We start from the raw sequence: 23,261 nt of genomic DNA, 5'->3' as shown, positions 1-23,261 counted from the left end.
TGTCAGGGTGAAGCGTACGCCAATCGGGCAGCCGCGGCGGCAGCGCGTTTGCCTGCGTTCGCCCGTCACAACGAAGCGGGTTTTGGACGTCGACCGGGCCGGGGCGGCGCGGACAGGAAGATGCAGAGGGGTGCGGCGGCGCAAGCGGCCGTAACGCGTAATGGACCGGTTTCTGTCGAACGCGGTGAACAGGATCGATGCGAAGGGACGGGTGTCCGTGCCGGCGCATTTCCGTGCCGTTGTGCAGAAACGCGGCTATTCGGAACTTTATGCGCTACGCTGCCTGGATCGCCCGGCGATGGATGTCGGTGGGCTCGACCTGCTCGATCGCTACGAGCAGCGTATCGCCCAGGAAGACCCGTTCCTGCAGACGGCGGACGACATGTCGTTCTTCTGCCATGGCGATGGAACGTTTCTGAAGCTCGACCAGGACGGCCGTATCACGATGAGCGATTTCATTCGCGAGCATACCGGCATTTCAGCGGAAGTGGCCTTCGTTGGCCGCGGCAATTTCTTTCAGATCTGGGAGCCGGGACGGCTCAGCGCCTATGGGACGGAAGCACGCGCCCGGCTTTTGCAGCTTCGACAGGGGACGAAGCCCGAGGAGCGGCCGGAATGATGGCGGGCGACGGCGATGAAGTTCATGCCGTTGGCGGACCAGCCCGTCACATTCCGGTCCTCCTTGCCGAAGTTCTGGAGGCGCTGGCGCCGACAAAGGGCGAGGTGATCGTCGACGGCACGTTCGGTGCCGGCGGCTACACCAAGGCCATTCTGGCAAGCGGAGCCTCGGTCGTCGCCATCGACCGCGATCCGGATGCGATCGCGGCGGGGCGGGCCCTTGAACAGCAGTCCGGCGGCAAGCTCAGGCTTGTCCAGGCACCGTTCTCGACGCTCGACGAGCAGGTTGAAAGTGCCGATGGCGTCGTGCTCGACATCGGCATCTCCTCCATGCAGATCGACCAGCCGGAGCGCGGCTTTTCATTCCGGGCCGATGGACCGCTCGACATGCGCATGGCGCAGGCGGGCCTGAGCGCCGCCGACGTCGTCAACACCTTCAAGGTGGGCGATCTTGCCCGCATCTTCGGTTTTCTCGGCGAGGAACGCCATGCCGGGCGCATCGCCCGCATGATCGAGAGCCGTCGCGAAAAACGCCCCTTCGAGCGCACGCTCGACCTTGCCGATGCCATCGAGACGCATATCGGTCGCGCGCCGAAAAACAAGATGCATCCGGCCACCCGCGTTTTCCAGGCGCTGCGCATCTTCGTCAATGACGAACTCGGAGAACTGGCCAAGGCACTGTTTGCCGCCGAGCGCGCGCTGAAACCGGGCGGGCGGCTTGTCGTGGTGACCTTCCATTCCCTCGAGGACCGCATCGTCAAGCGCTTCATCGCCGACAGAGCCGATTCAGCGACCGGATCGCGGCACCTGCCCGAGGCGCAGGCGCGCACCGCCACCTTCACCAAGAAGGGCGGCGGCGTGACGCCTGGCGATGCCGAGATATCGGCAAATCCGCGGGCGCGCTCGGCAAGGCTGCGCACTGCAATCCGTACAGAGGCGCCGGCGCGTGCCGGCGATTTTTCGATTTTCGGCCTGCCAAAACTGCCTGGCCCAAAGCTTCCCGGCGCCGATCGACCGGGAGAGAGGTGAGCACGTGTTTCGTACCAGCGACATAGTCCTGATCGCCGTCATGGTTTCGGCGGCTGCCCTGACCTACAAGACCAAGCGCGAGGCCGAGGAGCAACTGGCGGCAGTGCACAAGATCCAGGCGCAGATCCGTTATGAGGAGGACACGATCGACCTGCTCAAGGCGGACTGGAGCCTGCTTACCCAGCCGTCGCGCCTGCAGAAGCTCACCGAAATCTACAAATCGCAACTCGGACTCGAGCCGGTCAATGCGCGCCAGATCGTCGGGCTGGACGATCTGCCGGCGAAACCCGTCAACATCGAGGACCTTTCATCGCAGCGGCTGGGCGGCATGGCCGATATCGGCGGCAAGGATCCCGTGGTGACCGGAGGCATCGTCCAATGATCACCGGATTTCCAATCGCCGCCAGATTTCCAAAGATTGGCAGGCTGCTGAAGCGCGGTTCGAAGCCCGGCGCGGGCGGATCGATCGTGGTAGAAGGTGGCCGCAAGGCGACCGGTGGCAAGGGCAGGACCCGCATCGTCATGACGATGGCGGTGTTCTTCGGCATCTATTCTACCATTGCCGGGCGGCTGGTCTATCTTGGTTTCCAGAATCCCGACCTGTCGGGCGGGCCGCAGAGCCGGGTGACGGCATCGCGACCCGACATCGTCGACCGTAACGGCGAAGTGCTGGCGACCGACATCAAGACCGCGTCGCTGTTTGCCGAACCGCGCCGCATCGTCGATGCCGACGAGGCGATCGAAAAGCTGTCGACGGTGCTTCCCGAGATCGACTACGAGCAGACATATAACAAGCTGAAGAGCGGCGCCGGCTTCGTCTGGCTGCAGCGGCAACTGACGCCGAAGCAGCAGGCCGACATCATGCAACTCGGCATCCCCGGATTCGGCTTTCGCACCGAAAAGCGCCGGTTCTATCCGGCCGGCGAAACCTCGTCCTACATTGTCGGCCTCACCAACATCGACAATCAGGGCATCTCCGGCATAGAGAAATACATCGACGAACAAGGCTTGAGCGACCTTCAGGCGTCGGGTCTGGCGGTGGCCAAGGATTTGAAGCCGGTGCAGCTCTCGATCGACCTGCGCGTCCAGCATATCGTGCGCGACGAGGTCGCCACCGGCATGGAAAAGTACCACGCCATCGCGGCGGGCGCCGTTGTGCTCAACGTCAAGACCGGCGAGGTGCTGGCGATGGCGTCGGTTCCGGATTTCGATCCGAACAACCCCTATAACGCGCAGGACAAGGACCGGCTCAACCGTATGTCGGCCGGCCTCTATGAAATGGGGTCGACCTTCAAGAGCTTCACCACCGCCATGGCGCTCGATTCCGGCAAGATAACGCTGCAAAGCCGTTTCGACGCGTCGCGCCCGATCAGGATCGGCCATCAAACCATCCATGATTTCCATGGCAAGGGCCGGGTATTGTCGGTGCCGGAAGTGTTCATCTACTCCTCCAATATCGGCTCTGCCAAGGAAGCCGAAGCGGTTGGCATCGACGGACACCGCGAATTCCTGCATCGCCTGGGAATCCTCGAGAAGATGCAGACCGAACTGCCGGAAGTCGCTCGGCCGACCGAGCCCAAGGTCTGGAAGCAGGTCAATTCGATCACCATCGCCTTCGGCCACGGTGTGTCGACGACGCCGCTGCAGACAGCGGTCGGCTGCGCCGCGCTGATGAATGGCGGCTATCTGATGGATCCGACCTTCCTGCCGCGCACGCAGGAGCAGGCGATGGCGGTGGCCAAGAAAGTGGTCAGCGACAAGACGGTCGAGGGCATGCGCTATCTCTATGCACTCAATGCCGAAAAGGGATCCGGCCGCAATGCACGGGTGCCAGGATACCGGGTGGGCGGCAAGACGGGAACGGCGGAGAAGGTTGTCAACGGCCGTTACTCGAAGGAAAAGAATTTCAACGCCTTCGTTGCGGCTTTCCCGATGGACGATCCGCAATACATAGTGCTTACGATCGCCGACGAACCGAAGCCGGAAAAGCCCGGCATGGGTGCTACGGCCGCCTCGAACGCGGGCATCATGGCTGCAAACATCATCCGACGTGCGGCTTCCATGCTTGGCGTGAAGCCAGATTTCAGCCATGAAAATGGTGCAACGCTGGTTTCCTATCAGTGATTCTTGGGGCGCGCCGGCAACTGCGCGCTATTTTGTTGCGATGAACGGGGTTCGATGAAGCTGAAAAATCTAGCCGGTATCCTGCCTGTCGAGGGGACAGCTTCCTTCGACATGGAGGTTACAGGGATTTCGTCGGATTCCCGCCAGGTAACACGGGGCGTCGTCTTTTTCGCGCTCACCGGCTCCAAGGCGGATGGCGCAGCCTACGCCGCCGATGCCGCGAGCCGAGGCGCTGCAGCGATCGTGGTCGGCAAGGGCAGTGCCGTCGCCGGGCTGCCAGTCCCGGTTCTTGTCGTAGACGATCCGCGCCTTGCGCTGGCGCTGAGTGCTGCACGTTTTTTCGGCATGCAACCGCAAACCATGGTCGCGGTGACCGGAACCAGCGGCAAGACCTCGGTCGCCGCATTCACCCGGCAGATATGGGAGCAGGCGGGTTTCGCCGCCGCCTCGATCGGCACGACCGGCGTGGTGGCGCCGGGCCGCAACGAATATGGCTCGCTGACCACGCCGGATCCGGTGGCACTGCACAGGCTGCTCAAGGAGCTGGCGGAGGCCGGCGTCACCCACGCCTCGATGGAAGCGTCCAGCCATGGCCTCGACCAGCGCCGGCTCGACGGCGTCAAGCTTGCGGCCGGCGGCTTCACCAATCTCGGCCGCGACCATATGGACTATCATCCGACGGTCGAGGACTATCATCGCGCCAAATTGCGTCTGTTCGACGCGCTGCTGCCGAAGGGCGCGCCGGCGGTCATCTTTGCCGACGACCCGTGGTCGGAGCCGACGATCAAGGCGGCGCGGGCAGGGGGACTGAATGTGCTGACCGTCGGCCGCCACGGCGATTTCCTGCGGCTGAAGCGGGTCGAGCACGAGCGCCACCGCCAGCGCGCCGAAGTCGAAGCGGACGGCGTTCTCCATGAAGTCGACTTGCCGCTGGCCGGCGACTTCCAGATTGCAAATGCGCTGGTGTCGGCCGGCCTCGCCATTTCGACTGGAACATCTGTTGCCAAGGCGTTGATGGCGCTGGAGAAATTGAAGGGCGCGCCGGGACGGCTCGACCTTGTCGGGACGGCCGCTAACGGCGCACCGGTCTATGTCGACTACGCGCACAAGCCGGATGCGCTGGAAAACGTGCTGGCTTCGGTGCGCCCCTTTACCACCGGCCGCGTCATCGTCGTATTCGGCTGCGGCGGCGACCGCGACCGGGGCAAACGGCCGATCATGGGCGAAATCGCCACAAGGCTGGCCGACATCGTCATCGTCACCGACGACAATCCCCGCTCGGAAGTCCCCGAGACGATCCGCGCCGCAATCCTCGCGGCGGCACCTGGCGCGATCGAGATCGGCGACCGGCGCAAGGCCATTCACGAGGCGGTCGGGATGCTTCACGCTGGCGACACGCTGATCGTGGCCGGCAAGGGCCATGAGGAAGGCCAGACCATCGGCACCGAGACGCTGCATTTTTCCGATCATGAGGAAGTTCGCTCGGCGCTGCGGGAGCAAGCGGCGTGAGCTATCTGTGGACCTCCGAGGCGCTGGTTGCCGCCATGGATGGCCGGCCGCTCGGTCCGATGCCTGAAGGCATCGCCGGCATTTCCATCGACAGCCGCAGCCTGCAGCCGGGAGACGCTTTCTTCGCCATCAAGGGCGAGGCCATGGACGGCCATGATTTCGTCACCGCCGCCATCAAGGCGGGCGCCGGCGTGCTGGTCGTCGCCGAGGGCAAGCTGCCGTCGCTGGGGCGGCTGACGGCACCGATGATCGTCGTGGAGGACGTGCTTGTCGCTCTGGAAAAGCTCGGCGTTGCGGCGCGCGCACGCTCGAAGGCCAGGGTGATTGCCGTGACCGGGTCGGCGGGCAAGACCACCACCAAGGAAGCGCTACGCCACGCTCTCTCCGCGGTCGGTACGGTGCATGCATCGGCCCAGTCGTTCAACAATCACTGGGGCGTGCCGCTGACGCTGGCGCGCATGCCGCAGGATTGCGACTATGCTGTCTTCGAGATCGGCATGAACCATCCCGACGAGATCCGGCCTCTGGTCAAGATGGTCCGGCCGCATGTCGCCATCGTCACGCTGATCGCGGCGGCTCACCTCGGCTTCTTCCGCAACCTGGACGAGATCGCCAAGGCCAAGGCAGAGGTTTTCGAGGGACTGGAGCCCGGTGGCGCCGCCCTTCTCAACCGCGACGATGCGCGCTGGAAGCTGCTGGAGAAGATGGCCAAAGAGGCCGGCGTCGAGCATGTCTACGGGTTCGGCGAGAATGCCCGGGCGACCTTCAAACTGATCAAATGCGAGCTCAATGCCGATCACTCGGTCATCACCGCCAAGATTGGCGGGCACGAGATTGTCGCCAGGATCGGCGCGCCGGGCCGCCATATGGTGCAGAACGTGCTCGCGGTGCTTGGTGCCGCGCATCTGGTCGGCGCCGACGTCACCAGAGTTGCGCAGGCGCTGGCCGATCTTTCGCCCGAACGCGGACGCGGCAAGCGCTATGTGTTGCGTCACCCCAACGGGCCGATCACGCTGATCGACGAGAGCTACAACGCCAATCCGGCGTCGATGAGCGCTGCAATGGCACTGCTCAATACGACGCCGGTGTCGGGCGAGGGCAGGCGCATTGCCGTGCTTGGTGATATGCTCGAGCTCGGCAGCCATTCGGCGAAATTGCATGCCGCGCTTGCCGGTCTGATCGTCGGCACCGACACGCGCACGGTCTTTCTCGGCGGCCCGGAGATGCGGGCGCTGGCCGACGTTTTGCCCGGCGAGATCAGGACGGAGTACCGCGCCGGTGCGGAAGATCTGAAACCGGTTCTTCTAGCGGCATTGAAGCCCGGCGACGTGGTCATGATCAAATCGTCGAAGGGCATAGGCTTTTCAAAGCTGGTCGAGGCGTTGCTCGGCAAGTTTCCGGCGGAAGCCACAACCAGCAGACAGACCTAGGATCGGTCCGGGGGACGCAAGCGCATGCTAACACTGCTCGTCGAATTTGCGGACAAGATCTCGGTCTTCAACGTCTTCCGCTACATAACCTTCCGCACCGGCGGAGCGCTGATCACAGCGGCACTGATCGTGTTCATTTTCGGACCGACCATCATCAATTCGCTGCGGCTGCGGCAAGGCAAAGGCCAGCCGATCCGTGCCGACGGGCCGCAGACGCATTTCAAGAAGGCGGGAACGCCGACAATGGGCGGACTGATGATCCTGTCCGGCATCGTCGGTTCGTCGCTGCTGTGGGCGAACCTGTCGAGCATCTACGTCTGGGTGGTCCTGCTGGTGACGCTGGGATTCGGCTCGATCGGCTTTTACGACGATTATCTCAAAGTAACCAAGCAATCGCATCTCGGCTTTTCCGGCAAGGCGCGGCTGGGGCTCGAATTCGTCATCGCCGGCATCGCCGCCTGGGTGATCATGCATAACGGCCAGGCGCCGTTCTCGTCATCGTTGACATTCCCTTTCGCCAAGGAGTTTCTCGTCAATCTCGGCTGGTTCTTCATCCCGTTCTCGTGCTTCGTCATCGTCGGCGCCGGCAATGCGGTGAACCTGACCGACGGTCTCGACGGGCTGGCGATCGTGCCGATCATGATCGCCGCCGCATCCTTCGGCGTCATCGCCTATCTCTCCGGCAACGCGGTGTTCGCCGAATATCTGCAGATCCATTTCGTGCCCGGCACCGGTGAACTTGCGGTGGTCCTTGGAGCGGTGATCGGCGCCGGTCTCGGTTTCCTCTGGTTCAATGCGCCGCCGGCGGCGATCTTCATGGGCGACACCGGCTCGCTGGCGCTGGGTGGGCTGATCGGCACGGTCGCGGTGGCGACCAAGCACGAGATCGTGCTGGTCATCGTCGGCGGCCTGTTCGTCGTCGAGATATTCTCGGTCATCATCCAGGTCGGCTACTTCAAGATGACCGGCAAGCGCGTCTTCCTGATGGCGCCGATCCACCATCATTTCGAAAAGCTCGGCTGGACCGAAAGCCAGGTGGTGATCCGCTTCTGGATCATCGCCGTCATCCTGGCGCTGGTCGGCCTGTCGACCCTGAAGCTCAGATAGGAGGCCGCTTGATCCCCGCCTCATCCTTTTCAGGCAAGCGCGTTTCGCTCTTCGGGCTCGGTGGCTCGGGGATTGCCACGGCGCGCGCGCTGATCGAGGGCGGCGCGGATGTGCTGGCCTGGGACGACAATCCCGACAGCGTCGCCAAGGCCGGCGCGGTCGGCATCACGACAGCGAACCTGCGCGGTGCGGACTGGGCGAGGTTTTCCGCCTTCGTGCTGTCGCCCGGCGTGCCGCTGACGCATCCCAAGCCGCACTGGACCGTCGAGTTGGCGCGGGGCTCAGGCGTGGAGATCATCGGCGACATCGAGCTTTTCTGCCGCGAGCGGATGCTGCTGACACCGGCAGCACCTTTCATTGCCATTACCGGCACCAACGGCAAGTCGACGACCACGGCACTGACGGCGCACATCCTAAAATCGGCTGGGCGCGACACGCAGATGGGCGGCAATATCGGCCGCGCGGTGATGACGCTCGATCCGCCGCAGCCTGAACGGCACTATGTGGTTGAGTGCTCTTCCTACCAGATCGATCTTGCCCCTTCGATCAATCCGACGGCCGGTGTGCTGCTCAACCTGACGCCGGACCATCTCGACCGCCATGGCACGATGCAACACTACGCCTCGATCAAGGAGCGGCTGGTGGCCGGCAGCGAGACGGCAATCATCGGTGTCGACGATTCCTGGTGCGCCCAGATCGCCGATCGGCTGGAGCGGGCCGGCCGGCAGGTCATCCGCATCTCCAAGCGCCTGCCGCTGACCGACGGTTATTTCGCTGACGGCACCAACTTAATGGAAGCCGTGCACGGCCGCTACGGCCGTGTCGCCTTCCTCGAAGGCATCGGCTCGTTGCGCGGCCAGCACAATGCGCAGAACGCGCTGGCCGCCGCCGCCGCCTGCCTCAAGGTCGGGCTCGAGCTCGGCGAGATCCAATCCGGACTGGAGAGTTTCCCTGGGCTGGCGCACCGCATGGAGCAGGTTGGCCGCAAAGGGCATGTGCTGTTCGTCAACGATTCCAAGGCGACCAATGCCGATGCCGCTGCACCGGCGCTGTCGAGCTTTGCGCGTATCTACTGGATTGCCGGCGGCCTGCCGAAAGAGGGCGGCATCGAGCCGTTACGCGGCTTCTTCCCGCGCATCGCCAAGGCCTATCTGATCGGCGAAGCCGCACCGGCCTTTTCGGCGACGCTGGGCGAAGCGGTGCCCTACGAGATATCAGGCACGTTGGCGGCGGCAGTCGAACACGCCGCCCGCGATGCGGCCAGGGATAGTAGCGGCGAGGCAGTGGTGCTGCTGTCGCCGGCCTGCGCCAGTTTCGACCAGTTCAAGAATTTCGAAGTCCGCGGCGAGGCGTTCAGGCAAGCCGCAACCGCCATTGATGGCGTGAAGCCCATCGGAGGGACACGATAATGCAAAGCCGTCTCGACAAAAGCCCTGTGGCGACCTGGTGGTGGACGATCGATCGTTGGTTCCTGGCGGCGTTCCTGTCGCTGATGGGGCTCGGCATCGTTTTGTCCTTCGCCGCAAGCCCGGCGGTGGCCGAGCGCATCGGGCTAGACAGTTTCCACTTCGCGACACGCCAGATTATCTTCACCATTCCGGCGCTTGGGGTAATGCTGGCCGTCTCGTTCCTTGAATCCAGGCAGATCCGGCGCATGGCGCTGGTCATGTTGTGCATCATGCTGTTTCTGATGGTGGCGGTGCTCTATATCGGCGTCGAGGTGAAGGGCGCGCGGCGCTGGGTGTCGCTAGCCGGCCTGTCGATCCAGCCGTCCGAGTTCCTGAAACCGGCCTTCGTCATCATCTGCGCCTGGTTGTTCGCCGAGCACAAGCGCCAGCCCGACATTCCGGGCAATTTGTTCGCCATGTTGCTGCTTGCACTGGTCATCTCGCTGCTGGTGGCGCAGCCTGACCTCGGGCAGACCATGCTGGTGCTCGGCACCTGGGGGGTGATGTTCTTCATGGCCGGATTGCCGTGGCTGTGGATCGTCGCGCTGGGTGCTGCAGGCGTCGGCGGCGTGTTCGCCGCCTATGCAGTGTTCCCGCACGTTGCCGGCCGTATCGACCGCTTCATGACCGGCGAGGGCGACACGTTCCAGGTCGACATGGGCCGCGAGGCGCTGATCAATGGCGGCTGGTTCGGCGTCGGGCCGGGCGAGGGTACCGTCAAGCGGGTCATCCCCGACAGCCACGCCGACTTCGTCTTCTCTGTCGCCGGCGAGGAATTCGGGCTGATCATGTGTTTCTTCATCATGTCCATCTTCGGCTTCATCGTGCTGCGCGGTCTCAACACGGCGCTCAGGGAGCAGGACGATTTCACCCGCTACGCGGTTGGCGGCCTGGTCACGGTCTTCGGCCTGCAGTCGGTCATCAACATGGCCGTCAATCTGCAGCTGATGCCGGCCAAGGGCATGACGCTGCCGTTCATCTCCTACGGCGGCTCTTCGCAGATCGCGATCGCCATCTCGATGGGCATGGTGCTGGCGCTGACGCGCAAGCGCCCGGAAAAGCGCAAGCAGCTGGGCTTCATGCCGTCGCCGCGTGCGATGCCGGCGGAGTGAGATGGCGAAGGGGGTCATCCTTCTGGCGGCAGGCGGAACCGGCGGACATCTGTTCCCGGCCGAGGCGTTGGCACATGAGCTCAAGACGCGCGGCTGGGCGGTACATCTGGCCACCGACGACCGCGCCGAGCGCTATGCCGGCAGGTTCCCCGGCGACGGCGTCCACGCTATCGCCTCCGCTACCTTCGGGTCGAGAAATCCGCTGACTGTCGCGCGGACCTTCTGGACCCTGTGGCGTGGATTCCGCCAGTCGTCCGCCCTGATCGCCCGGCTGAGGCCGAATGCGGTGGTGGGCTTCGGCGGCTATCCGACGCTGCCGCCGCTGTTCGCGGCGACGCGACGCGGTGCGCCAACGCTGATCCATGAGCAGAACGCGGTAATGGGCCGCGCCAACAAGGCGCTCGCGCCGCGGGTGACGGCGATTGCGGGGGGCTTCCTCAAGGCCTCCGGTCCCTTCTCGGCCAAGATCGTGGAGACGGGCAATCCGGTCCGGCAGGCGGTGCTCGACGTGGCCGGCAGGCCCTATGCCGTGCCCGAGCCCGGCGGGCCGCTGCGGCTGCTCGTCTTCGGCGGCAGCCAGGGCGCGCGCTATTTTTCCGACACTGTGCCTGAGGCGGTGGCGGCGATGCCCAGCGCAATGCGCTCGCGGCTGAGCATCGTGCAGCAGGCGCGCGGCGAGGACGAGGCGCGGGTGAGAGAGCACTACCGCGCTCTCGGCATCGAGGCCGAGGTCGCGTCGTTCTTCTCCGATCTGCCGGCGCGCATGGCCGCCGCGCATCTCGTCGTCTCACGCTCGGGCGCGTCGACGGTGCTCGAGCTTTCGGTGATCGGCCGGCCGGCCATCCTCGTGCCTCTTCCGCATGCCCTCGACGACGATCAGGGCCACAATGCACAGATCCTCGTCAATGCGGGGGGCGCGGTGATGCGGCGCCAGCCCGGCCTCGACGCGGCGGCGCTCGCAGGCGAGATCGTGGAGTTGCTGGGCGACGGCGACAGGCTCGCCGCCATGGCCTCGGCGGCCCGCTCGGTGCGCAGACCCGACGCGGCGCGGTTGCTCGCCGATCTGACAGAGGCTATTGCGTCCAGGAAATCCGTTTCGGAATTCAGGAAGGAGACGCACGCATGAAGATGCCACAGACGATCGGCCTCGTGCATTTCATCGGCATTGGCGGCATCGGCATGAGCGGCATCGCCGAGGTGCTGCACAATCTCGGCTACAAGGTGCAGGGATCCGATCAGGCTGACAGCGCCAATGTGCAGCGGCTGCGCGACAAGGGCATCGAATGCTTCGTCGGCCATCAGGCCGAAAACCTCGGCGAGGCCGAAGTGGTCGTCGTCTCCACCGCAATCAAGAAATCCAACCCGGAGCTGAAGGCGGCGAGAGAGAAGTTGCTGCCGATCGTGCGGCGCGCCGAAATGCTGGCCGAGCTGATGCGCTTCCGGCAGGCGGTCGCGATCGGCGGCACGCATGGCAAGACGACGACGACTTCGATGGTGGCGACGCTACTCGAAGCCGGCGGGCTCGACCCGACGGTAATCAATGGCGGCATCATCAATGCCTATGGCACCAATGCCCGCATGGGAGACGGCGAATGGATGGTGGTCGAGGCCGACGAGAGCGACGGCACCTTCCTCAAGCTGCCGGCCGAGATTGCCGTCGTCACCAATATCGACCCCGAGCACCTCGACCATTACGGCTCCTTCGACAAAGTGCGCGAAGCGTTTCGTCAGTTCGTCGAGAATGTGCCGTTCTACGGCTTTGGTGTGATGTGCACCGACCATCCCGAGGTGCAGGCGCTGGTCGCCCGCATCGAGGACCGGCGCGTCATCACCTATGGCGAAAATGCGCAGGCCGACGTGCGCTTCACCAATCACCGCATGGACGGCCCGACCTCGGAATTCGACGTGGTGATCCGCGACCGCAAGACGCACGGCCAGATAACGATATCAGGCCTGCGGCTGCCCATGCCCGGGCGCCACAATGTCTCCAATGCGACGGCGGCGATTGCCGTCGCGCATGAGCTCGGCCTTTCGGCTGAGGCAATCAAGAAGGGCCTGTCGTCTTTCGCGGGCGTCAAGCGGCGCTTCACCCATACCGGTTCGTGGAACGGTGTCGATGTGTTCGACGATTACGGTCATCATCCGGTCGAGATCACGGCGGTACTGAAGGCTGCGCGCAGCGCTACCAAGGGTCGCATCATCGCCGTTACCCAACCGCATCGCTTCACCCGGCTGCGCGATCTGTTCGACGAGTTTTCCGTCTGCTTCAACGACGCCGATACGGTAATGGTGGCGCCCGTCTATGCGGCCGGTGAGGAACCGATCGACGGCGTCACGTCCGACGCACTGGTGTCGCGCATCCGCTCCGGCGGCCATCGCGACGCACGCTACATCGAAGGTCCAGCGGCGATTGCGCCGATCGTGCGCGAGGTGGCGAAGCCGGGCGATTTCGTCGTCTTCCTCGGCGCCGGCAACATCACCCAATGGGCCTATGCGCTGCCCAAGGAACTCGGCGGGACCATCTCATGATGCGCGGCCAGGCGTTGATCGAGAAGCTTGGCGACCGGCTTGCCGGACTGCGCGGCCGCATCACGCCCAATGCCGAGATGGACAAGATCACCTGGTTTCGAGCCGGCGGGCTCGCGGACGCATTGTTCCAGCCGGCCGACGAGGACGATCTTGCCTCGTTCCTGAAGGCGGTGCCGGAGGAAATTCCGCTGACCATCGTCGGCGTCGGCTCGAACCTGCTTGTCCGTGACGGCGGCATTGCGGGCTTTGTCATCCGGCTTTCGGCCAAAGGCTTTGGCGAGACCGAAGTGATTGCGCCGACCACGATCAAGGCGGGCGCCGCGACACCCGACAAGCGCCTTGCGGCCGTTGCCTACGAGGCAGGCATCGGTGGCTTTCATTTCTACCACGGCATTCCCGGCGCCATTGGCGGAGCGCTGAGGATGAACGCCGGCGCCAATGGCGTCGAGACGCGCGAGCGCGTGGTCGAGGTGCGGGCACTCGACCGCAAGGGCAATGTTCATACGCTGAGCAATGCCGATATGGGCTATGCCTATCGCCATTCAGCGGCGCCGTCCGGGCTGATCTTCACGTCGGCGCTGCTCGAAGGCATTCCTGAGGACAAGGCGGCGATCAAGGCCGCGATGGATGCTGTCCAGAACCATCGCGAGACCGTGCAGCCGATCCGCGAAAAGACCGGTGGCTCTACCTTCAAGAATCCTGAGGGCACCTCGGCCTGGAAGGAGATCGACAAGGCCGGCTGCCGCGGCCTGATGGTTGGTGGGGCGCAGATGTCGCCGATGCATTGCAACTTCATGATCAACACCGGAACCGCCACGGGCTACGAGCTTGAATATCTCGGTGAGACGGTGCGTGCGCGCGTGCTCGAAAGATCAGGTATCCGGCTGCAGTGGGAGATCAAGCGCATCGGTAATTTTCGGCCGGGCCATGCCGTCCAGGAATTTCTCGGGCAGTTGCTTTAGGCAAGCTGACCGCCGTTGCCTTTCGGAGTCATGAATTCACATTTTGCTGCCGTTTTTGCGGAAAGTGAATCCATCGGAATCGTAAGCACTTGCCAGCGAATCAACTCTCTGATTCTCTGCCCTGAAGCGTTTCCTGATTTGAGTCGTTTCGACGCGTTACTCGCGTTTCCGTCTGGGGGGGCAACCTGCCGGGAGACTCGGACTCAATGTTGCGGAAACACGGGAGCAAAGCTGCTCGGCGTATTTGAGTGCGCGCGATGCTTTTCGGGCCATGCATGATGGTGCAGGCCTGCTGTGAGAGGAAATGACGGGGAATGACAAGCAAGCACGTGGCCGTCCTTCTGGGGGGATTCTCGTCCGAGCGGCCCGTATCCCTGTCGTCGGGCAAAGCCTGCGCCGATACGCTGGAGGGGGAGGGCTACCAGGTCACCCGCATCGACGTCTCGCGTGACATCGGCTCGGTGCTCGCCGAGCTCAAGCCTGACGTCGTCTTCAATGCGCTGCACGGCCCCTTCGGCGAGGACGGCACCATCCAGGGCATCCTCGAGTACCTCGCCATTCCGTACACCCATTCCGGCGTGCTTGCCTCGGCGCTTGCGATGAACAAGGAACAGGCCAAGAAGGTCGCGAAGGCGGCCGGCGTTCCGGTGGCGGAATCGAAGGTGGCCAATCGCTTCGCCATCCAGAACAGGCACCCGATGAAGCCGCCCTATGTAGTCAAGCCGGTCAACGAAGGATCGAGCTTCGGTGTCGTCATCGTCCATGAAGGCCAGTCGCATCCGCCGCAGATCATCGGCTCGTCCGAGTGGAGATATGGCGACGCGGTGATGGTCGAGCGTTATGTGCACGGGCGGGAATTGACGTGCGCGGTGATGGGCGATGTGGCGCTCGGTGTCTGCGAGATCATCCCGACCGGCCATTCCTTCTACGACTATGATTCAAAATACGTCGCGGGCGGATCAAAACACGAATGCCCGGCAAAACTTTCACCGAATATTTACCAAAAAATACAGACACTGGCGCTCAAGGCTCACCAAGCTATCGGCTGTCGGGGCGTTTCCCGGTCGGACTTCCGTTATGACGATCGTCACTCCGAAAACGGCGAAATTGTCTGGCTCGAGGTCAACACCCAGCCGGGTATGACGCCGACGTCTTTGGTGCCGGAAATCGCCGCGCAAGCGGGACACTCGTTCGGCGATTTGTTGAGTTGGATGGTGGAGGACGCTTCGTGTCTGCGTTGAAGTGGGGACAGGGCAAGGGGAAGGGCGCGGCCGGGCCGGCGCTGTTCGGCATGCCGTTGTCATTCGACCATTTCGTGCTGCCGCGCCTGCTCCGCCGGCCGGTGCGCGTGCTGGCGCGCCTCGGCGAAGGCGACTTCGAAGCGCCGCCCTATTGCGCTGCCATGCTGTCGGCGGCACTGCTTGTTTCGAGCAGTGCCTATGGCGCCTATCTCGGCGGATATTCCGACGCCATCGTCCAGAGTGTCACCGCCCGCACCGGCTTTGCCGTCGACCAGGTCAAGGTCGTCGGCAACCGCGAAACGTCCGAGATCGATATTCTCGACAGGCTGGAACTCGACGGCTGGACCTCGCTGATCGGCTTCGATGCCGAAGCCGCGCGCGAACGCATCACCACGCTACCCTGGGTCGAAGCCGCGGCAGTGCGCAAGGTCTACCCGCATACGCTGGAAGTGCGCGTCGAGGAGCGCGAGCCGTTCGCGCTGTGGCAGCAAGGCAGCGCGCTTTCGGTCATCGAGAAATCCGGCACCGTCATTGCGCCGTTCTCCGGCGGCAAGCAGATATTGCTGCCGCTGATCATCGGCACCGGCGCGCCGGCCAAAGCGCCGGATTTCCTGGCCAAGATCAAGAATTATCCGGAGCTCGCCGCGCGGATCAAGGGCTATATCCGCATCGGCGAACGGCGCTGGGATCTCAAGCTTGAAAACGGCATCACGATCAAGCTACCCGAAGACGGTGAGGATCAGGCGATTGCCGACCTGGTCAGGATGGATCACGAGAACGGGCTTTTGACGCGCGACATCGCCGCCGTCGACATGCGCCTTTCCGATCGTCTGGTCGTCCAGTTGACGCCGGAAGCGGCGACACAGCGCCAAGCCGCGCTCGACGAAAAGCCCAAGATGCTGAAGCGCAAGCCGGAGACGAAGATATGAGCTGGCTTGGCGGCAATAGCGATGCCTCGTCGCGCCGGTCCGGCATCCTGACGGTGCTGGATGTCGGCTCCAGCAAGGTCTGCTGCGTGGTGGCCAAACTCAAGCCGCGCGACGATGGCAAGCTGCTGCGCGGACGCTCGCATCGCGTCCAGGTGATCGGCATCGGCCACCAGAAATCGCAAGGCGTGAAATCGGGCGTCGTCATCGATCTCGACCGTGCCGAGCACGCCATCCGTCTTGCCGTCGACGCCGCCGAACGCATGGCGGGACTGACGGTCGATTCGCTGATCGTCAACATGACTGCCGGCCGGCTGAAGAGCGAGGCTTTTTCGGCCACCATCAATCTCGGCGGCCATGAGGCCGACGAGGCCGACGTCAAGCGCGTGCTTGCCGCCGGCGCCAAGCAGGCGTTGCGGGCCGAGCGCGAGGTGATCCATTCGCTTCCCGTAGCCTTTTCGCTGGATGCCGAGCGCGGTGTGCGCGATCCGCGCGGCATGGTTGGCGACCAGCTTGGCGTCGACATGCACGTGCTGACAGGCGACGCAGCGCCCTTGCGCAATCTGGAGCTCTGCATCAACCGCTCGCATCTGTCGGTTGAACGCATGGTGGCGACGCCCTATGCCAGTGGGCTTGCTGCGCTGGTCGACGACGAGCTCGAAATGGGCGCGGCCTGCATCGACATGGGCGGCGGCACGACGACGATCTCGGTGTTTTCGGAAGGCAAGTTCGTCCATGGCGATGCCATCGCGATCGGCGGCAACCACGTCACGCTGGATATGGCCAAGGGCCTGTCGACCTCGCTCGATGCCGCCGAAAGGCTGAAAGTGATGCATGGCTCGGCGCTGCCTGGCAGTGCCGACGACCGCGACCTGGTTTCCATCCATCCGATCGGCGAGGACGGCGAGGTGCCGTTGCAGATCCCGCGCTCGGTGATGACGCGCATCATCCGCGCCCGCATCGACGAGACGCTGGAATTGTTGCGCGACCGGCTGAACAAATCCGGCTACGGCAACGCCGTCGGCAAGCGTGTGGTGCTGACCGGCGGTGCCAGCCAGCTTGCCGGCCTGCCAGAAGCAGCACGCCGCATTCTCGGCCGCAATGTGCGCATCGGACGCCCGCTTGGCGTGGCAGGCTTGCCCGAGGCGGCCAAGGGGCCGGCTTTCTCGACCCCGGTCGGACTTCTGATCTATCCACAGATGGCGAGCTTCGAGAGCCGGCCGGCGAAGGGAATTTCCGGTCTTCGGATGACCGGAACAGGCGGAAAACTGCATCGAATGAGTCAGTGGTTGAGAGACAGTTTTTAATTTTGACGGGGACAGCCCCATAGGCGGCCGCGGCGGCGAAGCGGCGGGAAAGGCAAAGGACGAAGACAATGACCATCAATCTGCAGAAGCCGGACATCACCGAGCTCAAGCCGCGCATCACCGTGTTCGGTGTCGGCGGCGGCGGCGGCAATGCCGTCAACAACATGATCACCGCCGGCTTGCGCGGCGTCGAGTTCGTGGTGGCCAACACCGACGCGCAGGCACTGACGATGTCGAAGGCCGAGCGGCTGATCCAGCTCGGCGCGCATGTCACCGAGGGTCTCGGCGCCGGATCGCAGCCTGAAGTCGGGCGCGCGGCGGCGGAGGAATGCATCGACGAGATCATCGATCATCTCTCCAACACGCATATGTGCTTCGTCACTGCCGGCATGGGCGGCGGCACCGGCACCGGGGCAGCTCCCGTCGTTGCCCGCGCTGCCCGCGAAAAGGGTATCCTCACCGTCGGCGTCGTCACCAAGCCATTCCACTTCGAAGGCCAGCGCCGCATGAAGACGGCCGACATGGGTATCGAGGAACTGCAGAAATGCGTCGATACCCTGATCGTTATTCCCAACCAGAACCTGTTCCGGCTGGCCAATGACAAGACCACCTTCGCCGATGCCTTCGCCATGGCCGACCAGGTGCTCTATTCGGGCGTTGCCTGCATTACCGACCTGATGGTCAAGGAAGGCCTGATCAATCTCGACTTCGCCGACGTCCGCTCGGTCATGCGCGAAATGGGCAAGGCGATGATGGGAACCGGCGAGGCTTCGGGCGAGGGCCGCGCAATGGCCGCGGCTGAAGCCGCCATCGCCAACCCGCTGCTCGACGAGACCTCGATGAAGGGCGCCAAGGGCCTGCTGATCTCGATCACCGGCGGCCGCGACCTGACCCTGTTCGAAGTCGATGAGGCCGCAACCCGCATTCGCGAAGAGGTCGACCAGGATGCCAACATCATTCTAGGCGCCACTTTCGACGAGGAACTCGAAGGCGTTATCCGCGTGTCGGTGGTCGCCACCGGCATCGACAAATCGGCGGCCGAAATCGCTGCCGCGCCGATCGCCATCCGCACGGCTCCGCCGAAGCCGGTCAGCCGCCCGGCGCCCCAGGTCACGGAAATGCGCCCGGCGCCTGTCCAGCAACCGATCTATGAACCACGTGCTGCCGACCCGGTCGCCGAGGCCATTCAGCTCGCCGAGGCGAATGCGGCAGCGATGGCGCAGGCCCGCCCGGCACCGGTCGCCCATGCGGAAGACTTCCGTCCGCAGAGCAAGATTTTCCAGGCGCCTCCCGCTCAGCCGCAGCCAATGATGCAGCCAGCGGTTCAGCAAGCGATGCAGCCCGCTCCGCATCGTGAAATGCCGCAGCCGGTTGCCGCGGCACCCCAGCGCATGCCGCGGGTCGAGGATTTCCCGCCGCAGGTGAAGGCCGAAGTGGAAGCCAAGGCCCGCCCCGCCGACCAAGAGAACAGCGGCCCGATGGGCTTGCTCAAGCGCCTGACCAACGGCTTGACCCGCCGCGAAGAGGAGCCTGCAAGACTGCAGCCGGCGCAGCCTCGCGAACCGAAACTGCGCCAGGCGCCGGCGGAAGTGCGCCGCCTAGCCAGCCAGGATCCGCAGCTTTACGCACCGCGCCGCGGCCAGCTGGACGAGCAGGGCCGCCTGACGCCGCAGAGCCGGGCTGTCCAGGAAGACGATCAGTTGGAGATTCCCGCCTTCCTGCGCCGACAGGCCAATTGATCTGTTAACGGTTCGTAACAGTTGTTAACAGGCGAGCAGGAAACTGTTCGCCTGTTAATATTAAAAGCAATTTTAAAACAAGGACTTATGGGGCAATCCCGCGCTGGAGCGCGGTTACAACGAGTAAGAAACCGTGATTTGGAGTCTCCCTGCGGGACCATTATCTTCGCCACCGACCAAAGTCGGTTTGCTGGGAGTCTCGGGGAAGTGGCCCTGCCTGCCGATCAATCAAGAGCCGCGCCCTCAGGGCAGATGAAGCGGACCTAGGCAGCATGGGCTATGGGGATTGTTTTGCACGACTATCAGACGACACTTAAATCGCGTGCGACGCTGACCGGCATCGGCGTTCACAGTGGCAATCCGGTCACCGTCCATTTCCTGCCGGCGGACGCCGATACGGGTGTCGTCTTCCAGCTTTCGAATGCAAGCGGAAGCCACGAATTTCGCGCGCTCGTCTCCGAGGTCGGCGCCACCGATCTCTGCACCATGCTTGGCGATCCGCAAGGCGAGCACATTGCCACGGTCGAGCATCTGATGGCGACGCTTTTCGGGCTTGGAATCGACAATCTCGTCATCGAAATCGACGGCCATGAGGTGCCTATCCTCGACGGCAGCGCAGTGATGTTCGTCGAGGCCATTGACCAGGCAGGCATCGAAACGCTGCCGGTCAAGCGTCGCTACATCAGGGTGGTCAAGCCGGTTCGCATCGAGAACGGCGCCTGCTGGGCGGAGTTCAGGCCCTATGACGGCACGCGCTTCGAGATCGAGATCGATTTCGAAAGCCCGGCGATCGGGCGCCAGCTTTTTGCATCCGACATGAACGCCGACATTTTCCGCCGCGACGTCGCGCGGGCCCGCACTTTCGGTTTCATGAAGGACGTCGAGCGGCTGTGGGCGGCCGGCTATGCGCTCGGCTCGTCTTTGGAAAACTCCCTGGTGATCGGCGACGACAACCGCGTGATCAACATGGGAGGCCTGCGCTATCCCAACGAGTTCGCGCGCCACAAGACGATGGATGCGATGGGCGACCTGGCGCTCGCCGGTGCCCGGTTCATCGGCTGCTTCCGCTCCTATCGTGGCGGCCACAGGCTGAACGCAGCTGCGCTGCGCCGTCTCTTGTCCGACCGTTCGGCTTTCGAGATCGTTGAGACGACGCGCCGCGAGCGCGGGCGTACCGCCGAGATGAGCGCCGTCAACGCACCCCTCTATGCGCCCTGGATGATCTGATTCTTAAGATCTTGCGGCTCCCGTTGCGGTCAAGCGGTGTTGCATGGATGCATCACTGGCCGGCCAAATCGCACAGCTTTCCAGGTGGCGCCAAACCGCCACAAAAATGTGCGATTGGCCGGGGATAGCGTTGCCGGGCAAGGCGGTTATGGTTTATGGCTGCTGCCGTCGACTGAAATGACGCCGAAAGGGCGGAATCCAATCATGTTTTTCAAGCGAGTTGGTCAATCGAAGGCGCCGCGGCGGGCTGTTTTCCTGGCGCTTTCGGTGGTCGTTCCATCGCTGTTTCTGTCGGCCTGCATGTCGTCCGAGAAGGACGTCGATCTGTCGACCTATGTCGATCAGACCGAGCCGGCCGACGTGCTCTATAATCAGGGTCTCGCCAATCTGAATGCCGGGCGCCTGCAGGAAGCAAGCCGCAAATTCGATGCGGTCGACCGCCAGCATCCGTATTCGGAATTCGCCCGCAAATCGATGGTGATGGGCGCCTTTGCCGACTACCGTCAAGGCAATTACGACGAGGCGATCGGTTCGGCCAAGCGCTACCTGACCCTTTATCCGTCGACCGACGATGCAGCCTATGCCCAGTACATTATCGGGCTGAGCTACTACCGTCAGATCAAGGACGTCACCCAGGACCAGAAGGAAGCGCGTCTTACCGTGCAGACGATGCAGGACCTCGTGACGCGCTGGCCCACGTCCGAATATGCCGACGACGCCAAGGAGAAGATCCGCTTCGCCAACGATCAGCTCGCCGGCAAAGAGATGCAGATCGGCCGCTATTATCTCGAGCGCCGCGAATACATCGCGGCCGTCAAACGGTTCCGCAACGTGGTGGAGAACTATTCCAACACACGCCATGTCGAAGAGGCGCTGGCGCGTCTTACCGAGAGCTACTATGCGATGGGGTTGACGTCGGAAGCGCAGACCGCTGCGGCCGTGCTCGGCACCAACTATCCCGACAGCCAGTGGTACAAGGACTCCTACAAGCTCCTGCAGAGTGGTGGGCTCGAGCCGCGCGAGAATGCCGGATCGTGGATCTCCAAGGCCGGGAAGCTGATCACCGGCGCCTGAGCGGCGCGTCACCATGCTCTCCAGACTGTCGATCCGCGATATCGTTCTGATCGAGAAGCTGGACATCGACTTCTCGTCCGGCCTTTCGGTCCTTACCGGCGAAACCGGCGCCGGAAAATCTATCCTGCTCGACGCTTTGTCACTGGCGCTTGGCGCCCGCGGCGACGCTTCGCTGGTGCGGCATGGCGCGGCACAAGGCCAGATCATCGCCGTGTTCGACGTGCCGCGCAACCACGCGGCTCGCATGCTGCTTGCCGAGAATGCCATCGAGGACGACGGCGACATCATCCTGCGCCGCGTCCAGACGGCTGACGGCCGCACGCGCGTTTTCGTCAACGACCAGCCGTCCAGCGTGACGCTGATGCGCGACATCGGCCGTGCGCTGGTCGAGATCCACGGCCAGCATGACGAGCGCGCTTTGGTCGATCCCGGCGCCCATCGCGAGTTGCTCGACAGTTTCGGTGGCCATCTCGGCGCTGCTCGGGCAACCGGCGAGGCGTGGCGGCATTGGCGTACCTGCGAGCAGGAATTTTCACGGCACCGGGCCAAAGTCGAGGCAGCTTCCCGTGAGGCCGATTATCTGCGTGCAGCGGTCGCCGAATTGACCAGGCTCGATCCGCAACCTGGCGAAGAGACGGAGCTGGCCGAACTGCGCGCCGCGATGATGCGAGCGGAAAAGATCGCCTCGGAAATCCACGATGCTCAGGATGTGCTCTCGGGTCCGTCCTCGCCCTTGCCGCAACTGGCCAGCCTGCTCAGGCGGCTGCAGCGCAAGGTCACCGAAGCGCCCGGGCTGCTCGAGGATGTCGTCAAGTCGCTCGACGAGGCGATGCTGTCGCTCGACGCGGCGCAGTCGGGCGTCGAAGCCGCACTGCGCGCCACCGAATATGATCCGCAGCGGCTGGAGAAAGCCGAGGAGCGGCTGTTTTCGCTGCGTGCCGCCTCGCGCAAGCACAGCGTCGCCGTCGACGACCTGGCACAATTGCGTGACACCATGGCTGCCGACCTTGCCGATCTCGACGCCGGCGAAGAGCGCTTGCATGCGCTGGAGAAACAGGCTGCGGCGGCGCGCCAGGCCTATGACATTACGGCGGCCCAGCTGTCGTCGCTTCGCCATGCGGCGGCCGTCGGGCTGACCAAGGCGGTGATGACCGAACTGCCGGCGCTGAAGCTCGAACGGGCCGAGTTCATCGTCGAGATCGCAAGCGATGCCGAGAGCCGCATGGAAGAAGGCATCGACCAGGTCGAGTTCTGGGTGCGCACCAACCCCGGCACCAGGCCCGGCCCGATGATGAAAGTCGCTTCCGGCGGCGAGCTTTCGCGCTTCCTGCTGGCGTTGAAGGTAGCACTCGCTGACCGGGGCTCGGCGCCGACCTTGGTCTTTGATGAAATCGACACCGGCGTCGGCGGCGCGGTTGCCGACGCCATCGGCCAGCGGCTGGCGCGGCTGGCAAAACGCGTGCAGGTGCTGTCGGTCACGCATGCACCGCAAGTGGCGGCGCGCGCGGCGACGCATTTCCTGATCTCCAAATCGGGCGGCGCCGACCGGGTCTCGACCGGCATCGCCGAGATGGACCGGGCGGCGCGGCAGGAAGAGATCGCACGCATGCTCGCCGGCGCCACCATCACCGACGAGGCGCGCGCGGCGGCCGAGCGGCTGCTACGGGAGAACACCGCGGCAGCGTAGAGCGGTTCATCGTTTCACGGAAACGCCGAACTGCTCTACTTCTTTGTTTTGCGCGATTCCGGACGGAAAACCGTTTCACACTTTTTCCTGGAATTGCTTGTCTTATGACTTTCGCTGCCGAATGGGTCAGAAAGGAACGCTGAGAGAGGGTAGCCGCCCCCCCTCAGCGGCGAGGGTCGGATCGGTGGAATT

The 23,261-nt window shown here is 63.8% G+C and carries 19 protein-coding genes; all 19 read left to right on the top strand.

The genetic code is table 11. From position 1 onward, the window contains the following. Window positions 1-160 precede the first annotated feature (160 nt). The 19 genes from mraZ to recN all read left to right on the top strand — a co-directional run bounded on the left by mraZ (window position 161) and on the right by recN (window position 23,069). Complete coding sequence (gene mraZ / locus NKJ91_RS14755) at window positions 161-619, top strand: division/cell wall cluster transcriptional repressor MraZ (protein WP_352456172.1); 459 nt, start codon at window positions 161-163, stop codon at window positions 617-619. Further along, the gene (gene rsmH / locus NKJ91_RS14750; RefSeq protein ID WP_352456171.1) at window positions 616-1,647 is read left to right on the top strand and encodes a 16S rRNA (cytosine(1402)-N(4))-methyltransferase RsmH; all 1,032 of its coding nucleotides are present in this window, start codon (window positions 616-618) and stop codon (window positions 1,645-1,647) included. The genes mraZ and rsmH overlap by 4 nt, the downstream gene beginning before the upstream one ends. Window positions 1,648-1,651: 4 nt before the next feature. Next, window positions 1,652-2,029 carry a cell division protein FtsL gene (gene ftsL, locus NKJ91_RS14745; RefSeq protein ID WP_023676771.1) on the top strand — a complete coding sequence of 126 codons (378 nt, stop codon included), beginning with the start codon at window positions 1,652-1,654 and terminating at the stop codon, window positions 2,027-2,029. Continuing rightward, window positions 2,026-3,771, top strand: a complete 1,746-nt coding sequence (locus NKJ91_RS14740; protein WP_023676770.1) for a peptidoglycan D,D-transpeptidase FtsI family protein — start codon at window positions 2,026-2,028, stop codon at window positions 3,769-3,771. The genes ftsL and NKJ91_RS14740 overlap by 4 nt, the downstream gene beginning before the upstream one ends. Before the next feature lie 54 nt (window positions 3,772-3,825). Beyond that, window positions 3,826-5,280, top strand: a complete 1,455-nt coding sequence (locus tag NKJ91_RS14735) for a UDP-N-acetylmuramoyl-L-alanyl-D-glutamate--2,6-diaminopimelate ligase (RefSeq protein ID WP_023676769.1) — start codon at window positions 3,826-3,828, stop codon at window positions 5,278-5,280. Next, entirely contained in the window at window positions 5,277-6,710 is a 1,434-nt protein-coding gene (locus NKJ91_RS14730; protein WP_352456170.1) for a UDP-N-acetylmuramoylalanyl-D-glutamyl-2,6-diaminopimelate--D-alanyl-D-alanine ligase, read from the top strand. Before NKJ91_RS14735 ends, NKJ91_RS14730 begins: the two co-directional genes overlap by 4 nt. 24 nt (window positions 6,711-6,734) lie before the next feature. Then, on the top strand, window positions 6,735-7,817 hold the full coding sequence (gene mraY, locus NKJ91_RS14725) for a phospho-N-acetylmuramoyl-pentapeptide-transferase (RefSeq protein WP_023676767.1): 1,083 nt from the start codon (window positions 6,735-6,737) through the stop codon (window positions 7,815-7,817). An 8-nt stretch (window positions 7,818-7,825) separates the two neighbouring features. Continuing rightward, window positions 7,826-9,226, top strand: coding sequence for a UDP-N-acetylmuramoyl-L-alanine--D-glutamate ligase (gene murD / locus NKJ91_RS14720; protein WP_352456169.1), 1,401 nt, complete (start codon window positions 7,826-7,828; stop codon window positions 9,224-9,226). Next, window positions 9,226-10,377, top strand: coding sequence for a putative lipid II flippase FtsW (gene ftsW, locus NKJ91_RS14715; protein ID WP_352456168.1), 1,152 nt, complete (start codon window positions 9,226-9,228; stop codon window positions 10,375-10,377). Before murD ends, ftsW begins: the two co-directional genes overlap by 1 nt. 1 nt (window position 10,378) lies before the next feature. Then, on the top strand, window positions 10,379-11,503 hold the full coding sequence (murG, locus tag NKJ91_RS14710; protein WP_352456167.1) for an undecaprenyldiphospho-muramoylpentapeptide beta-N-acetylglucosaminyltransferase: 1,125 nt from the start codon (window positions 10,379-10,381) through the stop codon (window positions 11,501-11,503). Beyond that, the gene (gene murC, locus NKJ91_RS14705) at window positions 11,500-12,906 is read left to right on the top strand and encodes a UDP-N-acetylmuramate--L-alanine ligase (RefSeq protein ID WP_352456166.1); all 1,407 of its coding nucleotides are present in this window, start codon (window positions 11,500-11,502) and stop codon (window positions 12,904-12,906) included. Before murG ends, murC begins: the two co-directional genes overlap by 4 nt. After that, window positions 12,903-13,868: a UDP-N-acetylmuramate dehydrogenase gene (gene murB / locus NKJ91_RS14700; RefSeq protein ID WP_352456165.1), complete on the top strand. Its 966-nt coding sequence runs from the start codon at window positions 12,903-12,905 to the stop codon at window positions 13,866-13,868. Before murC ends, murB begins: the two co-directional genes overlap by 4 nt. 314 nt (window positions 13,869-14,182) lie before the next feature. Beyond that, window positions 14,183-15,109 carry a D-alanine--D-alanine ligase gene (locus NKJ91_RS14695; protein WP_352456164.1) on the top strand — a complete coding sequence of 309 codons (927 nt, stop codon included), beginning with the start codon at window positions 14,183-14,185 and terminating at the stop codon, window positions 15,107-15,109. Then, window positions 15,097-16,038 carry a cell division protein FtsQ/DivIB gene (locus NKJ91_RS14690; protein WP_352456163.1) on the top strand — a complete coding sequence of 314 codons (942 nt, stop codon included), beginning with the start codon at window positions 15,097-15,099 and terminating at the stop codon, window positions 16,036-16,038. The genes NKJ91_RS14695 and NKJ91_RS14690 overlap by 13 nt, the downstream gene beginning before the upstream one ends. Beyond that, window positions 16,035-17,342 carry a cell division protein FtsA gene (gene ftsA / locus NKJ91_RS14685; protein ID WP_352456162.1) on the top strand — a complete coding sequence of 436 codons (1,308 nt, stop codon included), beginning with the start codon at window positions 16,035-16,037 and terminating at the stop codon, window positions 17,340-17,342. Before NKJ91_RS14690 ends, ftsA begins: the two co-directional genes overlap by 4 nt. Window positions 17,343-17,410: 68 nt before the next feature. Beyond that, window positions 17,411-19,081, top strand: coding sequence for a cell division protein FtsZ (gene ftsZ / locus NKJ91_RS14680; RefSeq protein WP_352456161.1), 1,671 nt, complete (start codon window positions 17,411-17,413; stop codon window positions 19,079-19,081). 279 nt (window positions 19,082-19,360) lie between these two features. Then, window positions 19,361-20,308 (top strand): UDP-3-O-acyl-N-acetylglucosamine deacetylase, encoded by a 948-nt coding sequence (gene lpxC, locus NKJ91_RS14675; protein WP_254818982.1) that lies wholly within the window; start codon window positions 19,361-19,363, stop codon window positions 20,306-20,308. Between the two features lie 204 nt (window positions 20,309-20,512). After that, window positions 20,513-21,382 (top strand): outer membrane protein assembly factor BamD, encoded by an 870-nt coding sequence (locus tag NKJ91_RS14670; RefSeq protein WP_352456160.1) that lies wholly within the window; start codon window positions 20,513-20,515, stop codon window positions 21,380-21,382. 13 nt (window positions 21,383-21,395) lie between these two features. Continuing rightward, window positions 21,396-23,069 carry a DNA repair protein RecN gene (gene recN, locus NKJ91_RS14665; RefSeq protein ID WP_352456159.1) on the top strand — a complete coding sequence of 558 codons (1,674 nt, stop codon included), beginning with the start codon at window positions 21,396-21,398 and terminating at the stop codon, window positions 23,067-23,069. The last annotated feature ends 192 nt before the right edge of the window (window positions 23,070-23,261 follow it).

The sequence above is a fragment of the Mesorhizobium sp. M0040 genome, assembly GCF_040323505.1.
Taxonomy (GTDB): Bacteria; Pseudomonadota; Alphaproteobacteria; order Rhizobiales; family Rhizobiaceae; genus Mesorhizobium.
This window is presented reverse-complemented; position numbering and strand designations above follow the sequence as displayed.